At 66.3% G+C, this 20,769-nt stretch carries 23 protein-coding genes; 14 read left to right on the top strand and 9 right to left on the bottom strand.

Features of this window, described 5'->3' with window-relative positions:
- Positions 1–237: 237 nt before the first annotated feature.
- The 5 genes from gspK to gspG are packed head-to-tail and all read right to left on the bottom strand — an operon-like array spanning position 238 to position 3,428.
- Positions 238–1,242 carry a type II secretion system minor pseudopilin GspK gene (gspK, locus tag ASC45_RS04880; RefSeq protein ID WP_055449922.1) on the bottom strand — a complete coding sequence of 335 codons (1,005 nt, stop codon included), beginning with the start codon at positions 1,240–1,242 and terminating at the stop codon, positions 238–240.
- On the bottom strand, positions 1,239–1,997 hold the full coding sequence (locus ASC45_RS04875) for a PulJ/GspJ family protein (protein WP_055449921.1): 759 nt from the start codon (positions 1,995–1,997) through the stop codon (positions 1,239–1,241). The genes gspK and ASC45_RS04875 overlap by 4 nt, the downstream gene beginning before the upstream one ends.
- A complete protein-coding gene (gene gspI / locus ASC45_RS04870; RefSeq protein WP_072242977.1) occupies positions 1,998–2,375 on the bottom strand; it encodes a type II secretion system minor pseudopilin GspI in 378 nt (125 codons plus the stop codon).
- A complete protein-coding gene (locus ASC45_RS04865) occupies positions 2,372–3,007 on the bottom strand; it encodes a pilus assembly FimT family protein (RefSeq protein WP_055449920.1) in 636 nt (211 codons plus the stop codon). The genes gspI and ASC45_RS04865 overlap by 4 nt, the downstream gene beginning before the upstream one ends.
- Positions 2,982–3,428, bottom strand: coding sequence for a type II secretion system major pseudopilin GspG (gene gspG, locus ASC45_RS04860; protein ID WP_055449919.1), 447 nt, complete (start codon positions 3,426–3,428; stop codon positions 2,982–2,984). Before gspG ends, ASC45_RS04865 begins: the two co-directional genes overlap by 26 nt.
- Positions 3,429–3,544: 116 nt before the next feature.
- Here gspG and ASC45_RS04855 point away from each other — a divergent pair, with 116 nt between their 5' ends.
- From ASC45_RS04855 to ASC45_RS04835, 5 genes are all read left to right on the top strand, one after another.
- A complete protein-coding gene (locus tag ASC45_RS04855; RefSeq protein ID WP_055449918.1) occupies positions 3,545–4,111 on the top strand; it encodes a type II secretion system protein N in 567 nt (188 codons plus the stop codon).
- A 147-nt stretch (positions 4,112–4,258) separates the two neighbouring features.
- The gene (locus tag ASC45_RS04850) at positions 4,259–4,528 is read left to right on the top strand and encodes an FmdB family zinc ribbon protein (RefSeq protein ID WP_055449917.1); all 270 of its coding nucleotides are present in this window, start codon (positions 4,259–4,261) and stop codon (positions 4,526–4,528) included.
- Between the two features lie 112 nt (positions 4,529–4,640).
- The gene (locus ASC45_RS04845) at positions 4,641–5,279 is read left to right on the top strand and encodes a DUF502 domain-containing protein (protein WP_055449916.1); all 639 of its coding nucleotides are present in this window, start codon (positions 4,641–4,643) and stop codon (positions 5,277–5,279) included.
- An 82-nt stretch (positions 5,280–5,361) separates the two neighbouring features.
- Positions 5,362–7,161, top strand: a complete 1,800-nt coding sequence (gene aspS / locus ASC45_RS04840; RefSeq protein ID WP_055449915.1) for an aspartate--tRNA ligase — start codon at positions 5,362–5,364, stop codon at positions 7,159–7,161.
- Positions 7,162–7,174: 13 nt separating this feature from the next.
- Complete coding sequence (locus ASC45_RS04835; protein WP_055449914.1) at positions 7,175–8,296, top strand: 3-deoxy-7-phosphoheptulonate synthase; 1,122 nt, start codon at positions 7,175–7,177, stop codon at positions 8,294–8,296.
- A 38-nt stretch (positions 8,297–8,334) separates the two neighbouring features.
- Here ASC45_RS04835 and ASC45_RS04830 read toward each other — a convergent pair whose 3' ends face one another.
- A complete protein-coding gene (locus ASC45_RS04830) occupies positions 8,335–9,762 on the bottom strand; it encodes an aminotransferase-like domain-containing protein (RefSeq protein WP_245609956.1) in 1,428 nt (475 codons plus the stop codon).
- A 115-nt stretch (positions 9,763–9,877) separates the two neighbouring features.
- Between ASC45_RS04830 and ASC45_RS04825 the strand changes: the two genes are divergently transcribed.
- Genes ASC45_RS04825 through ASC45_RS04815 form a run of 3 tightly spaced genes read left to right on the top strand, consistent with a single transcriptional unit; the run spans position 9,878 to position 12,971 of the window.
- Positions 9,878–10,843: a DMT family transporter gene (locus tag ASC45_RS04825; protein WP_055449912.1), complete on the top strand. Its 966-nt coding sequence runs from the start codon at positions 9,878–9,880 to the stop codon at positions 10,841–10,843.
- Positions 10,844–10,846: 3 nt separating this feature from the next.
- Positions 10,847–12,055 carry an aminotransferase-like domain-containing protein gene (locus tag ASC45_RS04820; protein ID WP_055449911.1) on the top strand — a complete coding sequence of 403 codons (1,209 nt, stop codon included), beginning with the start codon at positions 10,847–10,849 and terminating at the stop codon, positions 12,053–12,055.
- The gene (locus ASC45_RS04815) at positions 12,030–12,971 is read left to right on the top strand and encodes a PhzF family phenazine biosynthesis protein (RefSeq protein ID WP_055449910.1); all 942 of its coding nucleotides are present in this window, start codon (positions 12,030–12,032) and stop codon (positions 12,969–12,971) included. The genes ASC45_RS04820 and ASC45_RS04815 overlap by 26 nt, the downstream gene beginning before the upstream one ends.
- A gap of 46 nt (positions 12,972–13,017) precedes the next feature.
- On the opposite strand, the gene ASC45_RS04810 is transcribed toward ASC45_RS04815, so the two are convergent.
- Positions 13,018–13,491: a c-type cytochrome gene (locus tag ASC45_RS04810; RefSeq protein ID WP_055449909.1), complete on the bottom strand. Its 474-nt coding sequence runs from the start codon at positions 13,489–13,491 to the stop codon at positions 13,018–13,020.
- A 403-nt stretch (positions 13,492–13,894) separates the two neighbouring features.
- On the opposite strand from ASC45_RS04810, the gene ASC45_RS04805 reads away from it, so the two are divergent.
- The 3 genes from ASC45_RS04805 to ASC45_RS04795 all read left to right on the top strand — a co-directional run bounded on the left by ASC45_RS04805 (position 13,895) and on the right by ASC45_RS04795 (position 15,503).
- Positions 13,895–14,194, top strand: coding sequence for an SWIB/MDM2 domain-containing protein (locus tag ASC45_RS04805; protein WP_055449908.1), 300 nt, complete (start codon positions 13,895–13,897; stop codon positions 14,192–14,194).
- Between the two features lie 94 nt (positions 14,195–14,288).
- Positions 14,289–14,879 carry a phospholipase D family nuclease gene (locus ASC45_RS04800; protein WP_055449907.1) on the top strand — a complete coding sequence of 197 codons (591 nt, stop codon included), beginning with the start codon at positions 14,289–14,291 and terminating at the stop codon, positions 14,877–14,879.
- Between the two features lie 108 nt (positions 14,880–14,987).
- A complete protein-coding gene (locus tag ASC45_RS04795; RefSeq protein ID WP_055449906.1) occupies positions 14,988–15,503 on the top strand; it encodes a peroxiredoxin family protein in 516 nt (171 codons plus the stop codon).
- A gap of 3 nt (positions 15,504–15,506) precedes the next feature.
- On the opposite strand, the gene ASC45_RS04790 is transcribed toward ASC45_RS04795, so the two are convergent.
- The gene (locus ASC45_RS04790) at positions 15,507–16,418 is read right to left on the bottom strand and encodes a LysR family transcriptional regulator (protein ID WP_055449905.1); all 912 of its coding nucleotides are present in this window, start codon (positions 16,416–16,418) and stop codon (positions 15,507–15,509) included.
- 189 nt (positions 16,419–16,607) lie between these two features.
- Here ASC45_RS04790 and aceB point away from each other — a divergent pair, with 189 nt between their 5' ends.
- The 3 genes from aceB (at position 16,608) to ASC45_RS04775 (ending at position 20,268) form a co-directional block, all read left to right on the top strand.
- Positions 16,608–18,194 (top strand): malate synthase A, encoded by a 1,587-nt coding sequence (aceB, locus tag ASC45_RS04785; protein WP_055449904.1) that lies wholly within the window; start codon positions 16,608–16,610, stop codon positions 18,192–18,194.
- Between the two features lie 165 nt (positions 18,195–18,359).
- A complete protein-coding gene (locus ASC45_RS04780; protein WP_082454253.1) occupies positions 18,360–19,565 on the top strand; it encodes a GGDEF domain-containing protein in 1,206 nt (401 codons plus the stop codon).
- Positions 19,566–19,773: 208 nt separating this feature from the next.
- Positions 19,774–20,268 carry a transcriptional repressor gene (locus ASC45_RS04775; RefSeq protein ID WP_055449902.1) on the top strand — a complete coding sequence of 165 codons (495 nt, stop codon included), beginning with the start codon at positions 19,774–19,776 and terminating at the stop codon, positions 20,266–20,268.
- Here ASC45_RS04775 and ASC45_RS04770 read toward each other — a convergent pair.
- Positions 20,252–20,707: a DUF3429 domain-containing protein gene (locus tag ASC45_RS04770; protein ID WP_055449901.1), complete on the bottom strand. Its 456-nt coding sequence runs from the start codon at positions 20,705–20,707 to the stop codon at positions 20,252–20,254. The two genes, ASC45_RS04775 and ASC45_RS04770, sit on opposite strands and share 17 nt — an antisense overlap.
- Positions 20,708–20,769 lie beyond the last annotated feature (62 nt).

The raw sequence follows: 20,769 nt of genomic DNA, 5'->3' as shown, positions 1-20,769 counted from the left end.
AGGTACTGGAAAAACACCAAGTTGCAACATCTTCTTGAAATGATCCCAGATTGTTCATCAGGGCATGGGATGATGGCGCGGCGGGTTGGGGATGGATTTGGCGCCGGGTGACAAGCCCATAGCCCAAGCTATGGGCGCGAAGCACGGGGGCAAAGACGCCCCAAACCGACTGCCAGCACCCATGCAGGCGCAAAGCGCCGCCTGATGGACAATCTGGGATGAAATCACCTCAACTCGTCAGTTTGCGCTCTGAGCGTTGTCGGGGACAGCCGCCAACCAGGGGGGCACACGCTGGATGCGCACGACCTGGGTGAACAGACCGGCGCGCTGAATCAGCGCGCGTTCGGCGTATTCCATCTTGTCGATGCGCACCCGGGCGATGGCGTCGAAATAGCCGGTGGCCACACTCACCAGCAGCGGATTGACGTTGACGCCCTGCGGCAGCGCCGTGGTGATGTCGGCCAGATTGCGAAAGTAAGCACGCTTGCGCGCCTCGACGAGCGCCTGCGCGGTGTCGGCCTGCACCCCGAGCACGGCGGTCAGCACCACGGCGCTGGCGGTGTTGGCGTTGACCGGAGTCGCCTGCGGCAGCAGGGTGACGTAAGGCGCGAGTCTGGGCAGGGCGTCGGCCACGCCGGAGCCAAGGCGGGCGAGGTCCTGAAGTTGCTGCATCGGCAGTGGCGAATTTGCAACATTGGAGGAGTTCGCCGTCCGGAAAGGACTGCTGGCGGCAACGCCGTTGGCGATTTCCGTCGCCACATTGGGCTGCAACTGCAGCGCGGCACAGAGACGCTCGAAGGCCAGCAGCGCCTGCGTATTGATGGAGCCTGCAGGCGCCAGATCTCGCAGATTGAAGCGGCTCTGCGCGTCCTCGATGCGCCCTTCGAGCCAGGCGTCGGGCAGCCCGGCGCTGTCCTGGCCGCGCGCTGCCAGAAAGGTGGAAAGCCGCGCCTCGGACAACGGGACCGACCAGGGCTCGCCCAGATAGTCAGCGGTGGAGGTGTTGGCGTCCTCGCGCAGAATCAGCCGCGCCCAGTCGATCGAGCCGCGCAGAATCCAGCGCGCCTGGGTTTGCTCGCGTGCGGTCTGCTCGCGCGCGATCGCGCTCCACTGCCCCCAGAACATGCCCGACACCATGATGGCCGCGAGCGCGGCGATCAGCATCGCGGTGATGAGGGCTGCGCCCCGATCACGCCTGCCGTGCCGGGCCGGCGATGGCGGCCGAGAGAACGATGTGTTCATTCGTGATCGTCCAGCAGAAAGTCGCGCTGCAGTTCGCCGGTGAGCGGCGGCGCGGTCAGTTGCAGACGCAGCCGCACGGCGGCGGGGGTGGCGGCATTGGCGGCCGGGGTGATGATGCTGGTCGCCGCCGCGCTGGCCGAGGCGATAGGCGTGGTGGTATTGGCATTGGCGGAGGTGCCCGGGTTGACCCAGGCTCCCGATTGCTGCAACAGCCCGATGCCGGCATAGCGGTAGAACTGAATCTGCATGTCGGCCACACCGGGCAGGATGGTCAGCAGCGGCGCGGTCGGGTTCTGCACCGCAGACTGCAGCTCGGCCCGGCTGTCGGTGGGCGCACTGGCGCTGCGCTTGAGGGCGCCGTCCTGCACCGTCCAGCGCACGACCTGGAGATCACCGGCCTGCGGAGGCAGCCCGAGTTGCGCCCCGGCATCGGCGCGCACGTCGCCTCCCAGCGGCTGAGCGGGCCTGCGCACGATGAACAGATTGCCACCGATCACGCTCACCGCAGGCAGGCCCGCGCCTTGCGCTGCGGCATGGCGCAGGTCGTCGCCGAGTTGCTGCAGACCGTCGGCCAGACGCGAGCTCGCGGTGAAAGCCTGGCTGGCCTCGTCGCGGCTGCGCGCCACCGCATCGAGCCCGCGCCAACCCAGCGCCGCCACGACGGCGAGAATGGTCACGGCCACCAGCAACTCGATCAGCGTGAACCCGGCGCGACGTCGCCGCCAGGCAGGGGCAGAACCGGACGGCGTACGCATCTACAGATTTCCGATGATGGTGACCACCTGCCAGGCGCTCCAGCCGCCGGCATCGAGCACGTTGACCTGCATCCGTCTGAAATTCGGATTGGGCGTGGGCATGACATCGACCGCGACGGTGAACGGCACATTCGCCTGGGTACAAGCCTGGGTGCTCTGGCCCACCGCGAGAAAAGTCTTGCTCAGCCGCTGATCGACCAGAAAATCCTGCGCACATTGCTCGGCCAGCACCGTCAGACGATAGCGCTGCGCGTTGTCGCTCACGCTGCCCGCCGCCCGCATGGCCGCGAGCAGGGCAATGGCCACCACCGCCAGAGCCACCAGGACTTCGAGCAGGGTAAACCCGCGAAGGCGGTCGAACTGGGGATCGCCGGTCATGATCGGCTGCGGCTGACGACGAAGGGCGCGAAGCCGTCGGACTGGATGCGATCGCGCTCGGCGCCATCGGACAGCACGATCTCGATCGGCCCGCCCACCGGCTCGGAGCCGAACAGCAGCCAGCTCGGCGGCGTGCCCAGGCTGCGCACCCCGCCCTCGCGCAGATCGACCGTCACCGTTCCTGCGGAATACGAAGCCTCGCGCGGCTGGCCGCCCAGCACGCTGCGCCAATCCTGCGGGGGAATGTCGCGGTCGCCGTCCAGCCAGGGCCACAGGCGCGGACGCAGCAGGTCGGAATCCACCGGCTCCCAGCCCTGAGGCCCGATCTGGACGAAGGCATAACCCTTGGGCCCGCTGGCCCAGGCCAGCGGCACGCCGGTTTCGGCAGCATGCTGGCGCGCAGCGTCGAACAGGGCCGAGAGCCGCTGCGCTTCGCGCTGCATCTGCGCATTCTGCGAGGGCGGCAGGGCAAACGCCGCCAGCGCCGTGACCATGCCGACGATGATCAGCGCCACCAGCATTTCCAGCAGGGTAAAACCCCGGGACGAGGGCTCCCACGCTTGCCGCTGAAGCCGCGACGCCGGTTTCAGCACGCCACTGGCTGCGCTACTGCCAGCTTCCGATATCGGCATTGGCGCCCTCTCCGCCGGGCTTGCCGTCTGCGCCATAGCTGAACACGTCCACCGGGCCCTTCACGCCCGGATTGAGATACTGATACGGATTGCCCCAGGGGTCGGTCGGGAGCTTTTCGAGGTAGGGCTTCCAGTTGTTCGGGATGGGCGGCGTGGTCGGCTTGACCACCAGCGCCTGCAAACCCTGCTGCTGGGTCGGGTAGATGCCGTTGTCGAGCTTGTAGAGCTTGAGCGCCTGCATGATGGTGGCGATGTCGGTCTTCGCCGCCGTCTGGCGGGCCTCGTCGGTGCGGCCCATGATGTTGGGCACGATCAGCGCCGCAAGCACGCCCATGATGACCAGCACCACCATGAGCTCGATCAGGGTGAATCCCCCGACCTTGCGCCGTGCAGCGTGCCCCGGGGGCGCGGCCGGAGCCATCGAACCATCGTTCATCAACTTCACCTATTTCTCTAGAAAACGCAGGGTCGCCCGCAAACGCGGGCTCAGCGGATAATAAAGGTCTGCCGTTGCGAACCTGAACCTCATTCCACGCCATGAACAGTGCCTATGCATACCGGAGTTGGCAATTGGCCCACCTGCTTGCCGTGCTGCTGGCGTTCGCCTGCGCCGCGCTGGCCCTCACCTGGGCGCTGCGCCTGATGGCCTCGCCGCAACCAGTTCCCGCAGACGCGCAGCTCATCGGCGCGCTCTCGCCGGAACAGGCCGCACAGCAGGCGGCGCGGCTGTTCGGCGCCGAGCCTGTGGGCGCCGCCAGCGCGGCGCAGGCGGCGCCGAGCAGGTTCCGTCTGTACGGCGTGATTGCCGGCGGCGACAGCGGCGCGGCCTTGATCGGCGTCGATGGCAAGCCGCCCCGCGCCGTGGGCGTGGGCGAGGCGGTCGCCCCCGGCGTCGTGCTGCATGCCACCGGCTACCGCGTCGTCTGGCTGGACCGCGACGGCTCGCGTCTGGAATTGAAGATGGATCCGCAGCAAGCCTCCCCCGCCGGCTTCAACCCGCCGGGCTTCGCGCGGCCCCAGCCGTTTCCGCAGCCCACCCTGGCGCCGCCGGGCATCGCGCCAGCCAACATACCGGCACCGGCGAGGATGGACAACGAGCAGTGAGCGAACGAATCCGCCGCACAGGCTCCAGCGCGCATTTTTATAATGGAACCATTGTTTGGCACTGCTTGAGCCGCATATCAGGCAGTGGAGCCTGGCCGATAGATCTCACGGGCGCCTTTCCATTTCATATTCCACAGGATTTCCATCATGCCGATCTACGCTTACAAATGTGATGCCTGCGGCCACACCCTCGACGCGCTGCAGAAAATGTCTGACGCTCCTTTGACCGACTGTCCCAAGTGCGGCAAACCGGCGCTGCACAAGCAGCTCACGGCCGCCGGCTTTCAGCTCAAGGGCTCGGGCTGGTACGCCACCGACTTCAAGGGCGGAGGCGCTAGCGCGGCCCCTGCAGCGGCGGCCGCTTCTTCCGACAGTGCGACACCTGCTGCGTGCGGTGCCTCGTGCGCCTGTCATTGATGACCTGCCGGGCCAGACGGCCTCCCGTCGGAGCGCTCGGCTCGCCGCAGCGCCTCCGCCCACTCCTCCCTGACCTTCAAGCCTTCCGTGCCCCGGAAGGCTCATTCGTTTCATGAGCCTGAAAAGCATTTTCATCGCGGGCATGCTGGTCTGGCTGCCGCTGACCATCACCATCTGGGTGCTGTGGCAGCTGCTGGCCGTGTTCGACGGCATCTTCCGGGCCGTGGTCAGCGCGCTGAGCACGGTGATCCCGGGGCTGGCTCCGGCGCTGGACAAGCTGGTGAACATTCCCGGCGTGGGCGTCGTGCTGGTGCTGGCGGCCATTTTTCTCACCGGCCTGGCCGTGGCCAATATGGTCGGGCAATGGTGGCTGGCCCGCTGGGATGGCCTGATGGCGCGCATTCCGCTGGTCAAGACCATCTACAGCAGCGTCAAGCAGGTGTCGGACACGCTGTTTTCGAGCAGCGGCAATGCCTTCCGCAAAGCCCTGCTGGTGCAGTATCCGCACCAGGGTTCGTGGACCATCGCGTTCATGACTGGCACGCCCGGAGGCGAGGTGGCCGGGCATCTGCAGGGAGATCATGTCAGCGTCTATGTGCCGACGACTCCCAACCCGACTTCGGGCTTTTTTTTGATGTTTCCGCGCAGCGAGGTGATCGAGCTGCAGATGAGCGTGGACACCGCGCTCAAGTACATCATTTCCATGGGCGTGGTCGTGCCCGGCGGTCCCAGCAACCCGCACGTGCACTGAGCGCCAACGCTCCCTTTCTTCCCCTCCCCTGCTCCCTGCGCTCTGACGCCGCAGGACCGTTTTCCGAAAGTACCTCTCCAACATGAGTCTGCGTAGCCAATATTGCGGTCAGGTGACCGAAGCCCAGCTCGGGCAAACCGTTTCGTTGTGCGGCTGGGTGCATCGCCGCCGCGATCACGGCGGGGTGATCTTCATCGACCTGCGCGACCGCGAAGGCCTTGTTCAGGTGGTGTGCGACCCCGACCGTGCCGCCATGTTCGCCACGGCCGAAGGTCTGCGCAACGAGTTCTGCGTGCAGGTGCAGGGCCTGGTGCGGCCGCGTCCGGCTGGCACCGAAAACGAGGGCATGACCTCGGGCAGGATCGAAGTGCTGTGCCATGACATCACCGTGCTCAACGCTTCGGTCACGCCGCCGTTCCAGCTCGACGACGACAACCTGTCCGAGACCACCCGTCTGACCCATCGCGTGCTCGACCTGCGCCGCCCGCAGATGCAGCACAACCTCAAGCTGCGCTACCGCGTGGCGATGGCGGTGCGCCGCTTCCTCGACGCCCAGGGCTTCATCGACATCGAAACGCCCATGCTCACCAAGAGCACGCCTGAGGGCGCGCGCGATTACCTGGTGCCCAGCCGCGTGCACGACGGCGAGTTCTTCGCCCTGCCGCAGTCGCCGCAGTTGTTCAAGCAGATGCTCATGGTCTCGGGCTTCGACCGCTATTACCAGATCACCAAGTGCTTCCGCGACGAGGACCTGCGCGCCGACCGCCAGCCCGAGTTCACCCAGATCGACTGCGAGACTTCGTTTTTGAGCGAACAGGAAATCCGCGATCTGTTCGAGACCATGATCCGCGGCGTGTTCAAGGACGTGCTTGGCGTGGAACTGGCCAACCCCTACCCGGTCATGACCTACGGCGAGGCCATGGCCCGCTTCGGCTCCGACAAACCCGACCTGCGCGTGAAGATGGAGTTCACCGAACTCACCGACGTGATGGGCGACGTGGACTTCAAGGTGTTCTCCGGCCCAGCCACCACGCCGGGCGGCCGCGTGGTCGCGCTGCGCGTGCCCGGCGGCGGCGAGATGAGCCGCAGCGAGATCGACGCCTACACCGAGTTCGTCAAGATCTACGGCGCCAAGGGCCTGGCGTGGATCAAGGTCAACGAGATCGAGAAGGGCCGCGACGGTCTGCAGTCGCCCATCGTCAAGAACCTGCACGACGCCGCGATTGCCGCCATCCTCGCCCGCAGCGGCGCGCAAAACGGCGACCTGCTGTTCTTCGGCGCCGACAAGGCCAAGATCGTCAATGACGCCATCGGCGCACTGCGCGTGAAGATCGGCCATAGCGACTTCGGCAAGAGCCACGGCCTGTTCGAAGACGCCTGGAAGCCGCTGTGGGTCGTCGATTTCCCCATGTTCGAGTTCGACGAGGACAACCAGCGCTGGGTAGCGGTGCATCACCCCTTCACCGCGCCGAAGGACGGCCACGAGGAACTGATGGACAGCGCCCCCGAGAAGTGCATCGCCAAGTCCTACGACATGGTGCTCAATGGCTGGGAAATCGGCGGTGGCTCGGTGCGCATCCACCGCGCCGAGGTGCAGAGCAAGGTGTTCTCCGCGCTCAAGATCGGCCCCGACGAGGCTAGAGCCAAGTTCGGCTTCCTGCTCGACGCCCTGCAATACGGCGCCCCGCCGCACGGCGGCATCGCCTTCGGTCTGGACCGCATCGTCACCATGATGACCGGCGCCCAGAGCATCCGCGACGTCATCGCCTTCCCCAAGACCCAGCGCGCCCAGTGCCTGCTGACCAACGCCCCCAGCCCGGTCGATGAAAAGCAGTTGAAAGAATTGCACATCCGGTTGCGCAATCCGCAGCCGCAGGCGTAAGACGGACTGACCCATGCCCCGCATCGACGACTCCACCCACGACCACGAAGCCGGCGCGATTGACGGCACACTCGACACCACCCGCATCGACGATACCCGCATCAAGGCGGTGCGGGCGCTGGTGTCGCCTGCGCTGCTGCTGGAACAACTACCGGTCACCGAGACGGTGGAAGCGGTGGTGGAGCGCAGCCGCTCGGCCATTGCCGATGTGCTGCACGGGCGCGACGACCGGCTCGTGGTGGTGGTGGGGCCCTGCTCGATTCACGATCACGATCAGGCGATGGAGTACGCGCGACGGCTGCGCGCCTCGGCCGCCGAGCTGGACGACGCGCTGGTGGTGGTGATGCGGGTGTACTTCGAGAAGCCGCGCACCACCGTGGGCTGGAAGGGCTATATCAACGACCCGCGGCTCGATGGCAGCTTTCGCATCAACGAGGGTTTGCAGCGCGCGCGCCAGTTGCTGCTCGACATCAACGCCCTGGGGCTGCCCGCGGGCACCGAGTTTCTCGATCTGCTGTCGCCGCAGTATTTCAGCGACCTGATCGCCTGGGGCGCGATCGGTGCGCGCACCACGGAAAGCCAGAGCCACCGTCAACTCGCCTCGGGTCTGAGCTGCCCGGTCGGGTTCAAGAACGGCACCGACGGCGGCGTGCAGGTGGCGGCCGATGCCATGATCTCGGCCGCCAGCGGTCATGCCTTCATGGGCATGACCAAGATGGGCGTGGCGGCGATTTTCGAGACCCGCGGCAACACCGACTGCCATGTCATCCTGCGTGGTGGCAAGGCGCCCAATTTCGACGCGCCTTCGGTGGACGCGGCCTGCGCCGCGCTGGCCAAAGCGGGGCAGCGCGAGCAGGTGATGATCGACTGCTCGCACGCCAACTCGGCCAAGCAGCCGCGAAGGCAGATGGAGGTGGCCGCCAGCATCGCGCAGCGCATCGCCGCGGGCGAGCGGCGCATCATGGGCGTGATGGTCGAGAGCCATCTGTGCGAAGGCCGACAAGACCTCAAGCCGGGCCAGCCCCTGTCGCCCGGCGTGTCCATCACCGACGCCTGCCTGGGCTGGGACGATACGGTTCCCTTGCTGCGCGGCCTGGCCGACGCGGTGCGCTCGCGCCGCTCCTCGGCCACCTGAGTTCGACCGCGCGCCACGCTGGCGCGCCAACGCGGCGCTTACCCTTTCGCCGCGACGTACGCGCGCCAGAACGCCTCGTCCTGCGTCTGGGTGAAGTTGATGCGCATGCGGGTGGAAGGTTGCTGCTGCGGATCGAACAGGTGGCCGGGCGCGAGTAGGTAACCGGCATCGAGCAGGCGCTGCGCCAGCGTGGCCGTGTCCACGCCGGTGTCCACCCAGCCCAGCAGTCCGCGCGGCGGGGTGACGAAGCGGCAGCCCGCTTTCTCGGCCAAGCGCACCGAACGCGCGCGCGCCGCATCCAGACGATCGCGCACCTGTTGCGTGGTGCGCCGCAACTGCCCTTGCTCCAGCACATGGGCGAGCGCCCGTTCGGTCAGGGTGGGCGTGGTGAGCACACTCAGCAGTTTCTGATCGAGAAGCCGATCGATGATGCCTGGCGCCGCCGCCACGAAACCCACGCGCCAGCCGGGCGCAAGGATTTTCGAGAACCCGCTGAGGTAAATGGTGTGCTCGAGCTGGTCGAGCACGCTCATGCGCGGGCTGCCGGGCTCGGCCAGAGCGGCGTAGACATCGTCTTCGACCACCTGAAAGCCGTGGCGCTGCGCGAGCTGCAGCACGCGGTGCGCGCTGGCCGCGCTGAGACTCTGCCCCGTGGGATTGTGCAACACGCTCACGCAGATGAACAGGCGCGGCGCATGGGCGCGGGCCAGTTGATCAAGGATGTCCAGATCGGGGCCTTCGGCACCTCGGGGGACGGGCAGCAGTTTGAGCCCGTGGTGCGCCATCTGCGCAAACTGCATGGCCCAGCCGGGGCTCTCGACCAGCACCGCGTCGCCTGGGCGCGTGAGGGCGCGAAGCACCAGATCCAGGGCCTGCGACGCGCCGGTCGTGATCAGAATCTGTTGCGCCGGGGCTCGCAGGGATAGACCCGCCAGTTGCTGCGACAAGGCCTCGCGCAAGGCAGAATCACCCAGCGGATGTCCGTAATGCAGCGAGGCCTGCTCCAACTCGGTCGCGCGGGCGATGCGCCTCAGCGCCGAACCCAGCGCGGGGCTCTCCAGCCATGTCGCGGGCAACACCCCTGAGCCGGGTGCGCCACGAAGCGCCACCGCGGCGCCCGCCCCCATCTGATGGAACATGCCGCGCACCAGTGCAGTCGCGTGGGTCGGCGCCATCATGGGTGCAGCTGCCCCCTCCTGCCCGCCTCCACGCCTTGCCGTCGCAGGCGATGGCGCCTCGTCGATCGCTCGCACGAAATAGCCGCGCTGGGCGCGCGCTTCCACCAACCCCAGAGCCTGCAGCCGGTCGTAAGCCGCCACCACGGTCTGCGTGCTCAGCCCGTAGCGCTTCGCGCAGTCGCGCACCGAGGGCAGGCGGCTGCCGGGCGGCAGCAATCGGTTGCGGATACGCGCGGCAAACTGCGCCCCGAGCTGCTCAGCCAGGGTAACCGCCGCACGCCGCTGCAACGTGTCTGCCTCGCCCGGCGATGAAACTGTATTGTTCAAATCCACCGTACAGACCTTTATTTGTATTTATCAAGTGTATTGGTTCTGTATTGAATTGGACTCTAAGCTGCGCATCATGTCCACCCTACCAGCAACACCGCAGCCTCGAACTCCCCAGACGAGCGCCGAGCACGGTCAGGCCATGAGCCTGGGTCTGCTCGGGGTCGCTCTGTTTGCGCTGTCGCTGCCCATGACGCGCCTGGCCGTCGGTTCTACACAGTCGCCGCAACTTTCGCCCGAATTCGTGGCGCTGGGCCGCGCCGCCGTGGCCGGTGTGCTTGCAGCAGCATGGCTGGTCTGGAAGCGCGCGTCCTGGCCCCGCCGCCGCGACTGGGCTTTGCTGGCCGCGATGGCCGGTGGTGTGGTGTTCGGCTTCCCGCTGCTGACCTCCATCGCCCTGCGCGAGGTCGATGCGGTGCATGCCTCGCTCATCCTGGCGCTGCTGCCCTTGTTCACCGCTGCGCTCGGCGCGCTGCTGGCGGGCCAGCGTCCATCCGTCGGCTTCTGGGTCTTCGCCGTGCTGGGTGCGGCGCTGGTGATGGTCTATGCACTGCTGCACGGCGCAGGACGTTTCGCCTGGAATCTGCACTGGGCCGACGGCCTGCTGGTGGCCGCCATGCTGTCGGCTGCGGTGGGCTATGCCCTCGGCGGCCACCTCGCGCAATCGCGTCCGGCCGGGGACGTGATCGGCTGGGCGCTGGTGCTCAGCCTGCCCATCAGCGTGCCTGCCGCATGGTGGTTGCGCCCGGCGAATGCGGTGCAGTTCTCGGCATGGGGTGGCTTTGGCTATGTGGCAGTGGTGTCGATGTGGCTGGGATTCCTGGCTTGGTATCGGGCTCTTGCGCTTGGCGGTACCGTGCGCATCTCGCAGCTGCAACTGCTGCAACCCTTCCTGTCGATGATGGCCGCAGCGATCCTGCTGCATGAAACGCTCGGTCTCACCACGCTGTTGTTCGCCGGCGCCGTGCTGGCCGTCGTTTCTGTCGCCCGGCGCATGCCTGTGCATCAGGCGCCGCATCCTGCCCCAGACTCTCGGAGTTGATTCATGACCCTCACCTTGTCGCAGCGCAGCGCGCACTACACCTCTTCCCCGATTCGCGAATTGCTCAAACTCACCGAGCAGCCCGGCATGATCTCGCTGGCCGGAGGGCTGCCCGCGGCGGAGAGCTTTCCGGTGCAGTCCTTGCGCGCGGCCTGCGCCGAAGTTCTCGACACGCAGGCCCAGGGGGCGCTGCAGTATGGCCCGAGCGAAGGCATCGCCCCTTTGCGCGAGTGGGTGGCCGCGCACTTGCGAGCACAGGGCATCCCGGCCCAGCTTGACGAAGTGCTCATCACCAACGGTTCGCAGCAGGGGCTCGATCTGGTGGGGCGCGTGCTGATCGATCCTGCCAGCACCGTGCTGGTGGAACGCCCGACCTACCTCGGTGCGCTGCAAGCCTTCGCGCCTTACGGCCCATGCTTTGCCGATCTCGACGACGACGCCGAGGGCGCGCTGCCGACGCTGGACGACGCAGCGCATCGCGACGCCCGCATGGTCTATCTGCAGCCCAACTTCCGCAATCCCACGGGGCAGACCATGAGCACCGCGCGCCGCGCTCAATGGGCGCAGACCTTGCGGGGCCGACCCATCGCCCTGGTGGAAGACAACCCCTACGGCGATCTGTGGTTCGATCAACCGCCGCCGCCCCCGCTGGCGGCGCAGCTTCCCGGCCAGAGCATTCTGCTGGGCAGTTTCTCCAAGGTGTTGTCGCCTGGACTGCGCCTCGGCTACATACACGCCCCAGCCGAGGTCATCGCCAAGATGACGCTGGCGCGCCAGGCCGCCGACCTGCAGACCTCAAGCCTGACGCAGCGCCTGGTGCTCAAGGTGCTGGAACGCGGTGTGCTCGAAGCGCAGCTGCCCCGCATCCGCGCGCTTTACCGCGGCCAGCGCGACGCCATGCTCGCCGCCCTCGAACGCCACATGCCCGATTCCGTACGTTGGGAAACGCCGCAAGGTGGCATGTTCATCTGGCTGTCGCTGCCCGAAGGCGCCGACGCCACGGCGCTGCTGCCCCTGGCCCTGGCGCGAAAGGTGGCCTATGTGCCAGGCGCTGCGTTCTATGCGGCGGGCACGGCTCCGCGCAACACCTTGCGCCTGTCCTACGCCACCGCCATGCCCGAACAGATCGACACCGCCATCGCCCACCTTGGCGGCGTTTTCTCGCGAGCCCTGTCCCGTTCTCACCATGACGCATCCGTTCTTGCAGCTTGATGTCTTCGCCCCTGCGCCACTGCGTGGGAATCCCCTGGCCGTGGTGGACCATGCCGACGATCTGGATGCGGCCACCATGCAATCCATCGCCTGCTGGCTCGGGCTGTCGGAAACCACGTTTCTACTGAAGCCCACCGCGCCCGAAGCCGATTACCGCGTGCGCATCTTCACCCCCGGCGGCGATGCCAAAGCCCCCACGCTTGCCGCTGACGCGGCAACGCTGCCCCCCGAGGGGGCTCAGCTCGCCTTGGGACGGCCCAGCGGCGAGCTGCCCTTCGCCGGCCACCCTACCCTGGGCAGCTGCGCCGCCTGGTTGCAGCAGGGCGGCAGGCCCCAGCGCGATGGCGTGGTGATCCAGCAATGCGGCGTCGGTCTGGTGGAGGTGCGCGTCGCGGCGCCTGCCGCATCGGGCGCGAAGCAACTCGCCTTTGCCGCGCCGCCGATGCGCGAGCTCCCCATCGATCCCCCTTTGCTGCACAACGTGGCCCAGGCCCTGGGCCTGGGGCTCGACGACATTCAACGCAGCGCCTGGCTGGACAACGGGCCGCGCTGGTTCTGCCTCTGGCTGCGCAGCGCCGCACGCGTGCTCGCGGTGGAACCCGACCATGCCGCGCTCAAGCGCCTGGGCGTGAATGTGGGATTGGCGGGACCGCACGTTCCGGGAGGCGACGCCGCGATCGAAGTGCGCGGTTTCGTCTCTCCGCTGAACGTGCCCGAAGACCCCGTGACTGGCAGCCTCAACGCCAGCCTGGCGCAATGGCTGATCGGCCAGGGCGTCCTGCCAGCGCAGTATGTTGCCGCTCAGGGGGCGAAGCTGGGACGCGCCGGACGCGTGCACATTCAGCGCGATTCGGCAGGGCAAGTCTGGGTCGGCGGCGAGGTGCAATCACGCATCAAAGGCACGCTGAATCTCTGAAAAAACAAACCCGCCGTCGGCGGGTTTGTGCATGGGTGCAAGACTGTCAGAGCTCTTCACGGAAGCTATCGTGGCAGGACTTGCAGGTCTTGGCGGTTTCACCGAACACCACCTTGATCTCGTCGAGCTTGCCGGTCTTTGCAGCCGCCACCAGCTTGGGCGTGAGTTGCTGCAGCTTGTCGGCATCGGCCTTGAACTTGTCCATCTCTTTCCAGATTTCAGGCTTGGCGTGCGAGTCGGGCAGATCGGTGCCCGGACCAAAGGCCTGCCAGGGCAGATGCGACATGAACGCCACGACTTCGGCGTTCTGCAGTGCGGCCTTGGCGTCAAACGGCGCCTTGCCCTGCACCATGGCGCCAATGCGGCCGAAACTCGCCGCCATCACGATGAACGCCGACTGACGGTACTTCACCGCGTCTTGCGGCTTGGCGAACTGCGCGTGCGCCGGCACGCTGGCCAAAAGACCGCAGGCCAACACGGCGGCGACGATTTTTCTGGGATGCAATGAGGCTGGGTTCATGAGGCAGACTCCTGGCTGAAAGGGGGACGAAGAAAAACGCAGTGCCGATCGGCGGGAGCAGTGTAAGAAAAAGCGACAGAATCTGCTGCCGCACCACCATGGCGGTGAACCGACGATGCCGCTCCTTCGAGTGCACGAACGCAAAAAAATGCGCAGGCTGCGTCGGAAGCGCCCGCACTCAGCTTAATATGCGCCTGTTTGAGTGCGATCTTCCTGCACGGTAGCGCCGATCGGGGTGCAGTCTTGCAGAACCGGCGGGGCGGGATCGGCTCAATCCTTCGGCGGGCTGGAGCCACCAGCCCGCCATCCATGACAACGGAGAATCTGCACGGTGCGCAGCCGCCCCTCGGGCCAGCTGACGCGCCAGTGGATGACAAGCTCAACTTCTCGGAGTGCATTCAATATGGCCACTGCAAAACCCGCGGCAAAAAAAGCGACTGCCGCCAAAACCACCCGTCAACCCAGCGCGGCGTTCATGAAACCCCTGACCCCCTCGGTCCATCTGGCTGCCGTGGTGGGTACCACCCCGCTGCCGCGCACCGAAGTGGTGAAGAAACTGTGGGAATACATCAAAAAGCACAATCTGCAAGATGCCGCGAACAAGCGCATGATCAACGCCGACGCCAAGCTCAAGCCCATCTTCGGCAAGGATCAGGTCAGCATGTTCGAAATGACCAAGCTGGTCGGCGCTCACCTCAAGTAAGCCGCGACGCTGCCCGGTTCAAACTCGGCGGGTCGGCCCGCCGCCCCCGAAGCCCGGTCATCCCCCGGGCTTTTTCACGTCTGGGTCACACCCCATGATCTCGTCTTTCCGCACCCGCCTGAGCGCGCTGCTCGGCGCCGCCTTGCTCGTCGCCACCGTCATCAGCCCGGCCGCCCATGCGCGGCAAACCCCTGAACGGCCACTGCCCGCGCAGACAGCCGCCTCCAGCGCCTTCTCGCCCTCCGGGGGCGCGCTGGCGCTGGTGTTGCAGGCCATCGCTCAAGCGCACTCACGCATTCAGATGGCGGCGTATCTGTTCACCTCCTCCGACGTGGCAAGGGCGCTGGTGCAGGCGAAAAAGCGCGGCGTGGACGTGCAGGTGCTGGTGGACTGGAAGGGCAACTTCGAGGAAGACGCCCGCTACGCGCGGCATGCCCTGGGCATTTTGTTGAACGCGGGCATCGCGGTGCGCTCGATCGACGTCTATCCGATTTTCCACGACAAATACATGGTGATCGATGGCCGCACCGTGCAAACCGGCAGCTTCAACTACACCTACTCGGCCGCGCATCGCAACGCCGAAAACGTGCTGGTCATCTGGAACGCGCCTGAACTCGCCGCCCGCTATCAGGCCGACTGGCAGCGCAACTGGGCTCTGGGGCGGCCGGTGCAGTTGTCTTATTGATAGCTTGACGGCAATGACCGCAGGCCGCGCAGGGTGGTGCATCAGCGTGGGCGATGGAGCCTAAAATTCGCGCGCTCAGCGTTATTGAATTCCCTTTGCAGGTTCCGCATGAAATCTCTTTCCAAATCGATCCTCGCCGTCGTCGTTCTGGCCGTTCTGGCGGTGGGCGGCTATCTGGGTTGGTCGGCCATGGAGCAGAAGCCCGTGGCGCCGAATGCCAGCTTCAGCCTGCTCGACGGCAAGACTGTCGATCTGTCGTCGTATCGCGGCAAGGTGCTGCTGGTGAATTTCTGGGCGACGAGCTGCACCACCTGCGTGGGCGAAATGCCCGATCTGGTCAAGACCTACGACGCGCTGCACCCCAAGGGCTTCGACCTCGTGGCCGTGGCCATGAGCTACGACAACCCCACCTTCGTCAGCCATTTCACGCAGCAGCGCCAGCTTCCCTTTTCGGTGGCCTATGACGCCAGCGGACAGACGGCCAAGGCGTTCAAGGACGTGCGCCTGACGCCGACCAGCTTTCTCATCGACAAGTCGGGCCACATCGTCAAGCAGTATGTCGGCAGCCCGAACTTTGCCGAACTCCACCAGCTCATCGACCGCCTGCTGGCGCAGCAAGCCTGAAGCTCAGCCATTCGTCTGCATGGTCGGCTGCGTGGCGAAGTGCAGCTTGAGATAGTCCAGCCACAGCCGCAGACGCAGCGGCTGGTGCTTGCGCTGGGTGAACACCGCGAAAATGCCATTGGGCGGCGCGGCGAAGTCTTCGAGGATGGCGACGAGCTTGCCTTCCTGCAGGCTCATCCCGACCTCCCACAGCGAACGCCAGGCGATGCCCCTGCCTTCCAGACACCATTGGTGCAGCACGGCGCCATCGGTGCAGTCCATGCGGCCCGCCACCCGCACATGCATGATCTCGCCGCCTGCCTGAAACATCCAGCCGCGCGGCTGGCTGCTGACCGATGAATACGCCAGGCATTGATGGCGCGCCAGATCGGCGGGTGTGGCGGGCGTGCCATGCCGCTGCAGATAGCTCGGCGCCGCCACGCAGACGCGGCGGTTGTCGGCAAGCCGCAGGCTGACCAGCGAAGAGTCGGCCAGATCGCCCACGCGCACCGCGCAGTCGTAGCCCTCGTTGACCAGATCGACCAGCCTGTCGCTCAGGTCGAGCGACAGGGTGACGTCGGGGTGCTGATCGAGAAACCCCGGAATCAACGGGGCGACATGGCGCCGCCCGAACCCGGCCGGGGCGGTGATGCGCAGATGGCCGCTCGCCTTCACCCCGCCGGCGCTCACGCTGGCCTCGGCGTTCTGCAGCTCGGCGAGCAGGCGCTGGCAGTCTTCGAGAAAGGCGCTGCCCTCATCGGTCAGGCTGATGCGGCGCGTGGTGCGCAGCAGCAGCTTGACGCCCAGACGGGCTTCCAGCGCATCGATGCGGCGGCCGATGATGGCGGGGGCCACACCTTCGATCTGCGCTGCGGCGGTCAGGCTGCCTTTGGTCGCCACGGCGACAAAGGTCTCCATCTGTTTGAGTTTGTCCATATTCGCGGGCATTGCATCTGGAAAAGTCATCAATCTAATGCATGCGACAGCATCAGCGGGGCGCACGGATGCCGCAGTGCAGCATAAACTGTGGTCATCCCACAAAGATGGGCGTTTGCCGACGCGCCGCGTGACCCGCGGATGATGCGGCAGACGCAAACCTCACTCACCCATACACGGAGATCGCCAATGACCACCCTCAACGCCCCCCAAGGCGTCACGCTTACCGCCCCGTCACGGCCCGGCTTCGACCGCATCCTCACGCCCGAGGCGCTGGCTTTCGTTGCCAGACTGCACCGCGCCTTCGAGCCGCGTCGCCAGGAACTGCTGGCCGCGCGCAAGGCCCGCACCGCCCGCCTCGATGCGGGCGAACGCCCCGACTTTCTCGCCGAGACCCAGTCCGTGCGCGACGGCCAGTGGACCATCGCCCCGCTGCCCAAGGCGCTGGAGCGACGCCGCGTGGAGATCACCGGCCCGGTGGACCGGAAGATGATCATCAACGCGCTCAACTCCGGCGCCGACAGCTATATGGCCGACTTCGAGGACGCCAACACCCCGAACTGGGACAACCAGATCGCAGGCCAGATCAATCTGTTCGACGCCATCCGCCGCACCATCCGGCTGGAGCAAAACGGCAAGAGCTATGAACTGGGCGACACCGTGGCCACGCTGCAGGTGCGTCCGCGTGGCTGGCACCTCGACGAAAAGCACATGCTGGTCGATGGCCAGCGCGTCAGCGGCAGCCTGTTCGATTTCGGCCTGTTCTTCTTCCACAACGCCCGCGAACTGCTGGCCCGCGGCGCCGGCCCCTACTTTTACCTGCCCAAGATGGAAAGCCATCTGGAGGCAAGGCTGTGGAACGATGTGTTCGTGCTGGCGCAGCAGGAACTCGGCCTGCCGCAAGGCAGCATCCGCGCCACGGTGCTGATCGAGACCATCCTCGCCGCCTTCGAGATGGACGAAATCCTCTACGAACTGCGCGAGCACAGCGCGGGCCTGAACGCCGGCCGCTGGGACTACATCTTCAGCGCCATCAAAAAGTTCAAGGTGGATCGCAACTTCTGTCTGGCGGATCGTTCGCAGATCACCATGACGGTGCCCTTCATGCGCGCCTACGCCCTGCTGCTGCTCAAGACCTGCCACAAGCGCGGCGCCCCGGCCATCGGCGGCATGAGCGCGCTGATTCCCATCAAGAACGACCCAGAGAAAAACGCCAAGGCAATGGAGGGTATCCGCATGGACAAGCGCCGCGATGCCACCGACGGCTACGACGGCGGCTGGGTCGCGCACCCGGGGCTGGTGCAGGTGGCCATGGAAGAGTTCGTCGCGGTGCTGGGCGACAGGCCGAACCAGATCGGCAAGACGCGAGACGATGTCAGCGTCGCCGCCTCCGACCTGCTCGACTTCCGCCCCGAGTCGCCCATCACCGAAGCGGGCCTGCGCAACAACATCAACGTCGGCATTCACTACCTCGGCGCCTGGCTGGCGGGCAGCGGCGCGGTGCCCATCCACAATCTGATGGAAGATGCGGCTACCGCAGAAATCTCGCGCAGCCAGGTGTGGCAGTGGATACAGTCGCCCAAGGGCGTGCTCGACGACGGCCGCAAGGTCACCGCCGAGATGGTGCGCAGCCTGATTCCCGAGGAACTCGCCAGGGTGAAGGCCACCGGCGCGCAAGGCCAGTTCGACAAGGCCGCGCAGATTTTCGAGCAGATGGCAACGAGTGAGACCTTCACCGACTTCCTCACCCTGCCGCTCTACGAGGAACTGAGCTGACAACCCATCAAAAAGCCGCCGCGAGGCGGCTTTTTGATCGAAATGACCATTCGCCGCAGATCGTGAGACATTCTCCACATTCTCTTGCGCAAAATCAGGGAGTTCCTCTTCTCAGCCCGTGCGCCTTCCCCCAGAATGGGGGTAAAGAAAAGGATCGGGGAGTCCATGACAGCCTCTTTTACAGCCTTGCAATGGCTGCTCATCGCGGTGGCGCTGCAACAGGGTGTCTATGCCCTGGCCTGGCTGGCCGTCAGTCGGCTCACGCCGCTGTTCCGCCGCAGCGCCGGGCTCTGGGCGCTGTTCTGCGGCATGGGCGCGCTGTCTTGCCTGTTGCTGACCTTTCGCGGACGCATCCCCGACGTGCTCGGCTACAGCGCAGCCGATCTCGCCATGATTCTCGCCATCCTGTTTGCCTGGCGGGCCAGTGCGACGTTTTTCCACCGCTCCACCCATGACCGGGAGCAGGCAGTCATTCTGGTGGCGGCAGTCGTCGTGGTGCTCCTTCTCGGGCACGCCTCGTCGGCGGAAAACGCCCGGATCGCGCTGATCGCGCTGCCGACAGGCTGGGTTTCGATCCGCGCGGTGCAGGGCGTGCATCGTGCCATGCTGACCGAGTTCCACGCATCGGCCACCTGGCTGCTGCATGCCCCCACCCTGGTCTTCGGCCTGGGCATGATCGGCCTGGGCATCGGCGTCCTGTTTGGCCCGCCAGTGCATGCGCCGGTGGTGTTGCAAACCACCCTGCCCAACGTGCTGGCCGTGCTCGGCCTGCTGCTGATGTCGTCCTTTCTCAGCCTGGTCTATGGGGGTTTCATGATCGTTCGTCTGGTGCGCAGGCTCAGCGACATCGCCCTGCATGACGCCCTCACCGGCCTGCTCAACCGCCGCGCCGCGCAGGAACTGCTCGAACACGAGTGGACCACCTACCACCAGAAAGACCTGCCGTTTTGCGTGCTGGTCATCGACATCGACCACTTCAAACACATCAACGACGCCTACGGCCATGCGGTGGGCGACAGGGTGCTCGCCGGACTGGCCGCTCGGCTGCGCGAAGGCACGCGGCCCAGCGACCGCACCGCGCGCATGGGCGGCGAGGAATTTCTGGTGTTCCTGCCACAGACCGAGTTGGGCGAGGCGCAGGCCGCGGCCGAACGCCTGCGCCAGCATGTCGAGCTCTGGGTTCTGGAGCCCGAGCATCTTGCGGTCACGGTGAGCATCGGTGTAGCCCAGGCCGCACCGGAAGACGAGACCTTCGACGATCTGCTCATCCGCGCCGATCGCGCGCTCTACGCCGCCAAGGCCGAAGGCCGCAACCGGGTGCATGTGGCCAGCAGTGCGCCGACCGATGTGGGCAGCCTGGCCACGGCATGACGCGCGACCACCCAGGAGCCTGTCGGGCTTGGGACGCGAATGGCGAAAATGGCCATGTGGATGTCATGTGGCGGCGGATTTGCAGCCCCATAGCCGTTGCTATGGGGCAAAAAGCCGCTGCCGCAGGGGGCCGCAGGGACATTTTGCAGCCCGCGATCCTCAAGTCCGACAAGCTCCTAGGCACGCCGCGTGTTGCATACTTGCGCACATGAGCCCCAGCCACCGCCATGCCACCGCCCCTGCCGCGCAGGACGCCCTGATCCACGCCGAACGCCTGTGCGCCGCCCGCGGGGTGCGCCTCACGCCGTTGCGCCGTCGGGTGCTGGAGCTGGTGCAGTCGCGCACCGAAGCGGTCAAGGCCTATGACCTGCTGGCGCAGTTGTCCACCGAAGACCACGCCGCCAAGCCGCCCACGGTGTATCGGGCGCTCGATTTTCTGCTGGAACAGGGGCTGATCCACCGCGTCGACAGTCTGAACGCCTTCGTCGGCTGCAACCATCCCGATCAGCCGCATGCTGCGCACCTGCTGCTGTGCGAGCGTTGCGGCCGGGTTCAGGAGTTGCACGACGCGTCGATGGACGCCGTCATTCATCAGGCCGTGGCGGCCACGGGTTTTGTCGCCCGCCACGCCCGGCTCGAGGTGCAGGGCCTGTGCGCGGCCTGCGCCGCCGCGGCGAATGAACGCCTCAGCCCGCAGGCTTGAAGGTGTAGAGCCGCACCAGGGTCAGACCCAGCCCGAACAGCGCCCCGAGGGTGAGCCACAGGCGCAGTTGCAAAAACCAGGACGGCCACGGCAGTTGTTTGCGCAGCATCACGTCTGCGGCATACGCCACGGCCAGACCGATGAACAGCCCGCTCATGCCGTAGACCCAGCTCGACGCCCAGGTCATGCGCCAGGCCCACAAGGGCAGCACCACGCCCCAACCCAGCAGCAGCCACGGACGCTGCACCTGCCCCTCCGGCTGAACCAGCGCCGCGCCCCAATACAGCGCCCCGAGAAACGCCAGAATCGCTGCGGCATACTGCGCCTGGATCACCACGACGGCGGTCAATGACGTGACGGGCGCAACCCAGGCGGCCAGGCCCAGGGCGATGAAGGGAACGAGCCCGGACAGGCCCAGCGCGTAAGCGGGTGCTTTCATCTGCAGGTCTCCAAATGGGTACGTGAACCGCGCCTATTGTCGGTCGGCGCGGTGCGCCGCGG

The organism is Thiomonas bhubaneswarensis, from assembly GCF_001418255.1.
In the GTDB taxonomy this organism is placed as follows: Bacteria; Pseudomonadota; Gammaproteobacteria; order Burkholderiales; family Burkholderiaceae_C; genus Thiomonas; species Thiomonas bhubaneswarensis.
This window is presented reverse-complemented; position numbering and strand designations above follow the sequence as displayed.

Bases quoted from the DNA above. Each gene is read 5' to 3' on its own strand.
- gspK (WP_055449922.1), bottom strand. From the start codon at position 1,242: ATGAACACATCGTTCTCTCGGCCGCCATCGCCGGCCCGGCACGGCAGG.
- ASC45_RS04815 (WP_055449910.1), top strand. From the start codon at position 12,030: ATGACGCATCCGTTCTTGCAGCTTGATGTCTTCGCCCCTGCGCCACTG.
- gspI (WP_072242977.1), bottom strand. From the start codon at position 2,375: ATGACCGGCGATCCCCAGTTCGACCGCCTTCGCGGGTTTACCCTGCTC.
- ASC45_RS04775 (WP_055449902.1), top strand. From the start codon at position 19,774: ATGAGCCCCAGCCACCGCCATGCCACCGCCCCTGCCGCGCAGGACGCC.
- ASC45_RS04865 (WP_055449920.1), bottom strand. From the start codon at position 3,007: ATGCCGATATCGGAAGCTGGCAGTAGCGCAGCCAGTGGCGTGCTGAAA.
- gspG (WP_055449919.1), bottom strand. From the start codon at position 3,428: ATGGCTCCGGCCGCGCCCCCGGGGCACGCTGCACGGCGCAAGGTCGGG.
- ASC45_RS04835 (WP_055449914.1), top strand. From the start codon at position 7,175: ATGCCCCGCATCGACGACTCCACCCACGACCACGAAGCCGGCGCGATT.
- ASC45_RS04845 (WP_055449916.1), top strand. From the start codon at position 4,641: ATGAGCCTGAAAAGCATTTTCATCGCGGGCATGCTGGTCTGGCTGCCG.
- aceB (WP_055449904.1), top strand. From the start codon at position 16,608: ATGACCACCCTCAACGCCCCCCAAGGCGTCACGCTTACCGCCCCGTCA.
- ASC45_RS04820 (WP_055449911.1), top strand. From the start codon at position 10,847: ATGACCCTCACCTTGTCGCAGCGCAGCGCGCACTACACCTCTTCCCCG.
- ASC45_RS04805 (WP_055449908.1), top strand. From the start codon at position 13,895: ATGGCCACTGCAAAACCCGCGGCAAAAAAAGCGACTGCCGCCAAAACC.
- ASC45_RS04800 (WP_055449907.1), top strand. From the start codon at position 14,289: ATGATCTCGTCTTTCCGCACCCGCCTGAGCGCGCTGCTCGGCGCCGCC.
- ASC45_RS04780 (WP_082454253.1), top strand. From the start codon at position 18,360: ATGACAGCCTCTTTTACAGCCTTGCAATGGCTGCTCATCGCGGTGGCG.
- ASC45_RS04875 (WP_055449921.1), bottom strand. From the start codon at position 1,997: ATGCGTACGCCGTCCGGTTCTGCCCCTGCCTGGCGGCGACGTCGCGCC.
- ASC45_RS04790 (WP_055449905.1), bottom strand. From the start codon at position 16,418: ATGGACAAACTCAAACAGATGGAGACCTTTGTCGCCGTGGCGACCAAA.
- ASC45_RS04850 (WP_055449917.1), top strand. From the start codon at position 4,259: ATGCCGATCTACGCTTACAAATGTGATGCCTGCGGCCACACCCTCGAC.
- ASC45_RS04770 (WP_055449901.1), bottom strand. From the start codon at position 20,707: ATGAAAGCACCCGCTTACGCGCTGGGCCTGTCCGGGCTCGTTCCCTTC.
- ASC45_RS04825 (WP_055449912.1), top strand. From the start codon at position 9,878: ATGTCCACCCTACCAGCAACACCGCAGCCTCGAACTCCCCAGACGAGC.
- ASC45_RS04795 (WP_055449906.1), top strand. From the start codon at position 14,988: ATGAAATCTCTTTCCAAATCGATCCTCGCCGTCGTCGTTCTGGCCGTT.
- aspS (WP_055449915.1), top strand. From the start codon at position 5,362: ATGAGTCTGCGTAGCCAATATTGCGGTCAGGTGACCGAAGCCCAGCTC.
- ASC45_RS04810 (WP_055449909.1), bottom strand. From the start codon at position 13,491: ATGAACCCAGCCTCATTGCATCCCAGAAAAATCGTCGCCGCCGTGTTG.
- ASC45_RS04855 (WP_055449918.1), top strand. From the start codon at position 3,545: ATGAACAGTGCCTATGCATACCGGAGTTGGCAATTGGCCCACCTGCTT.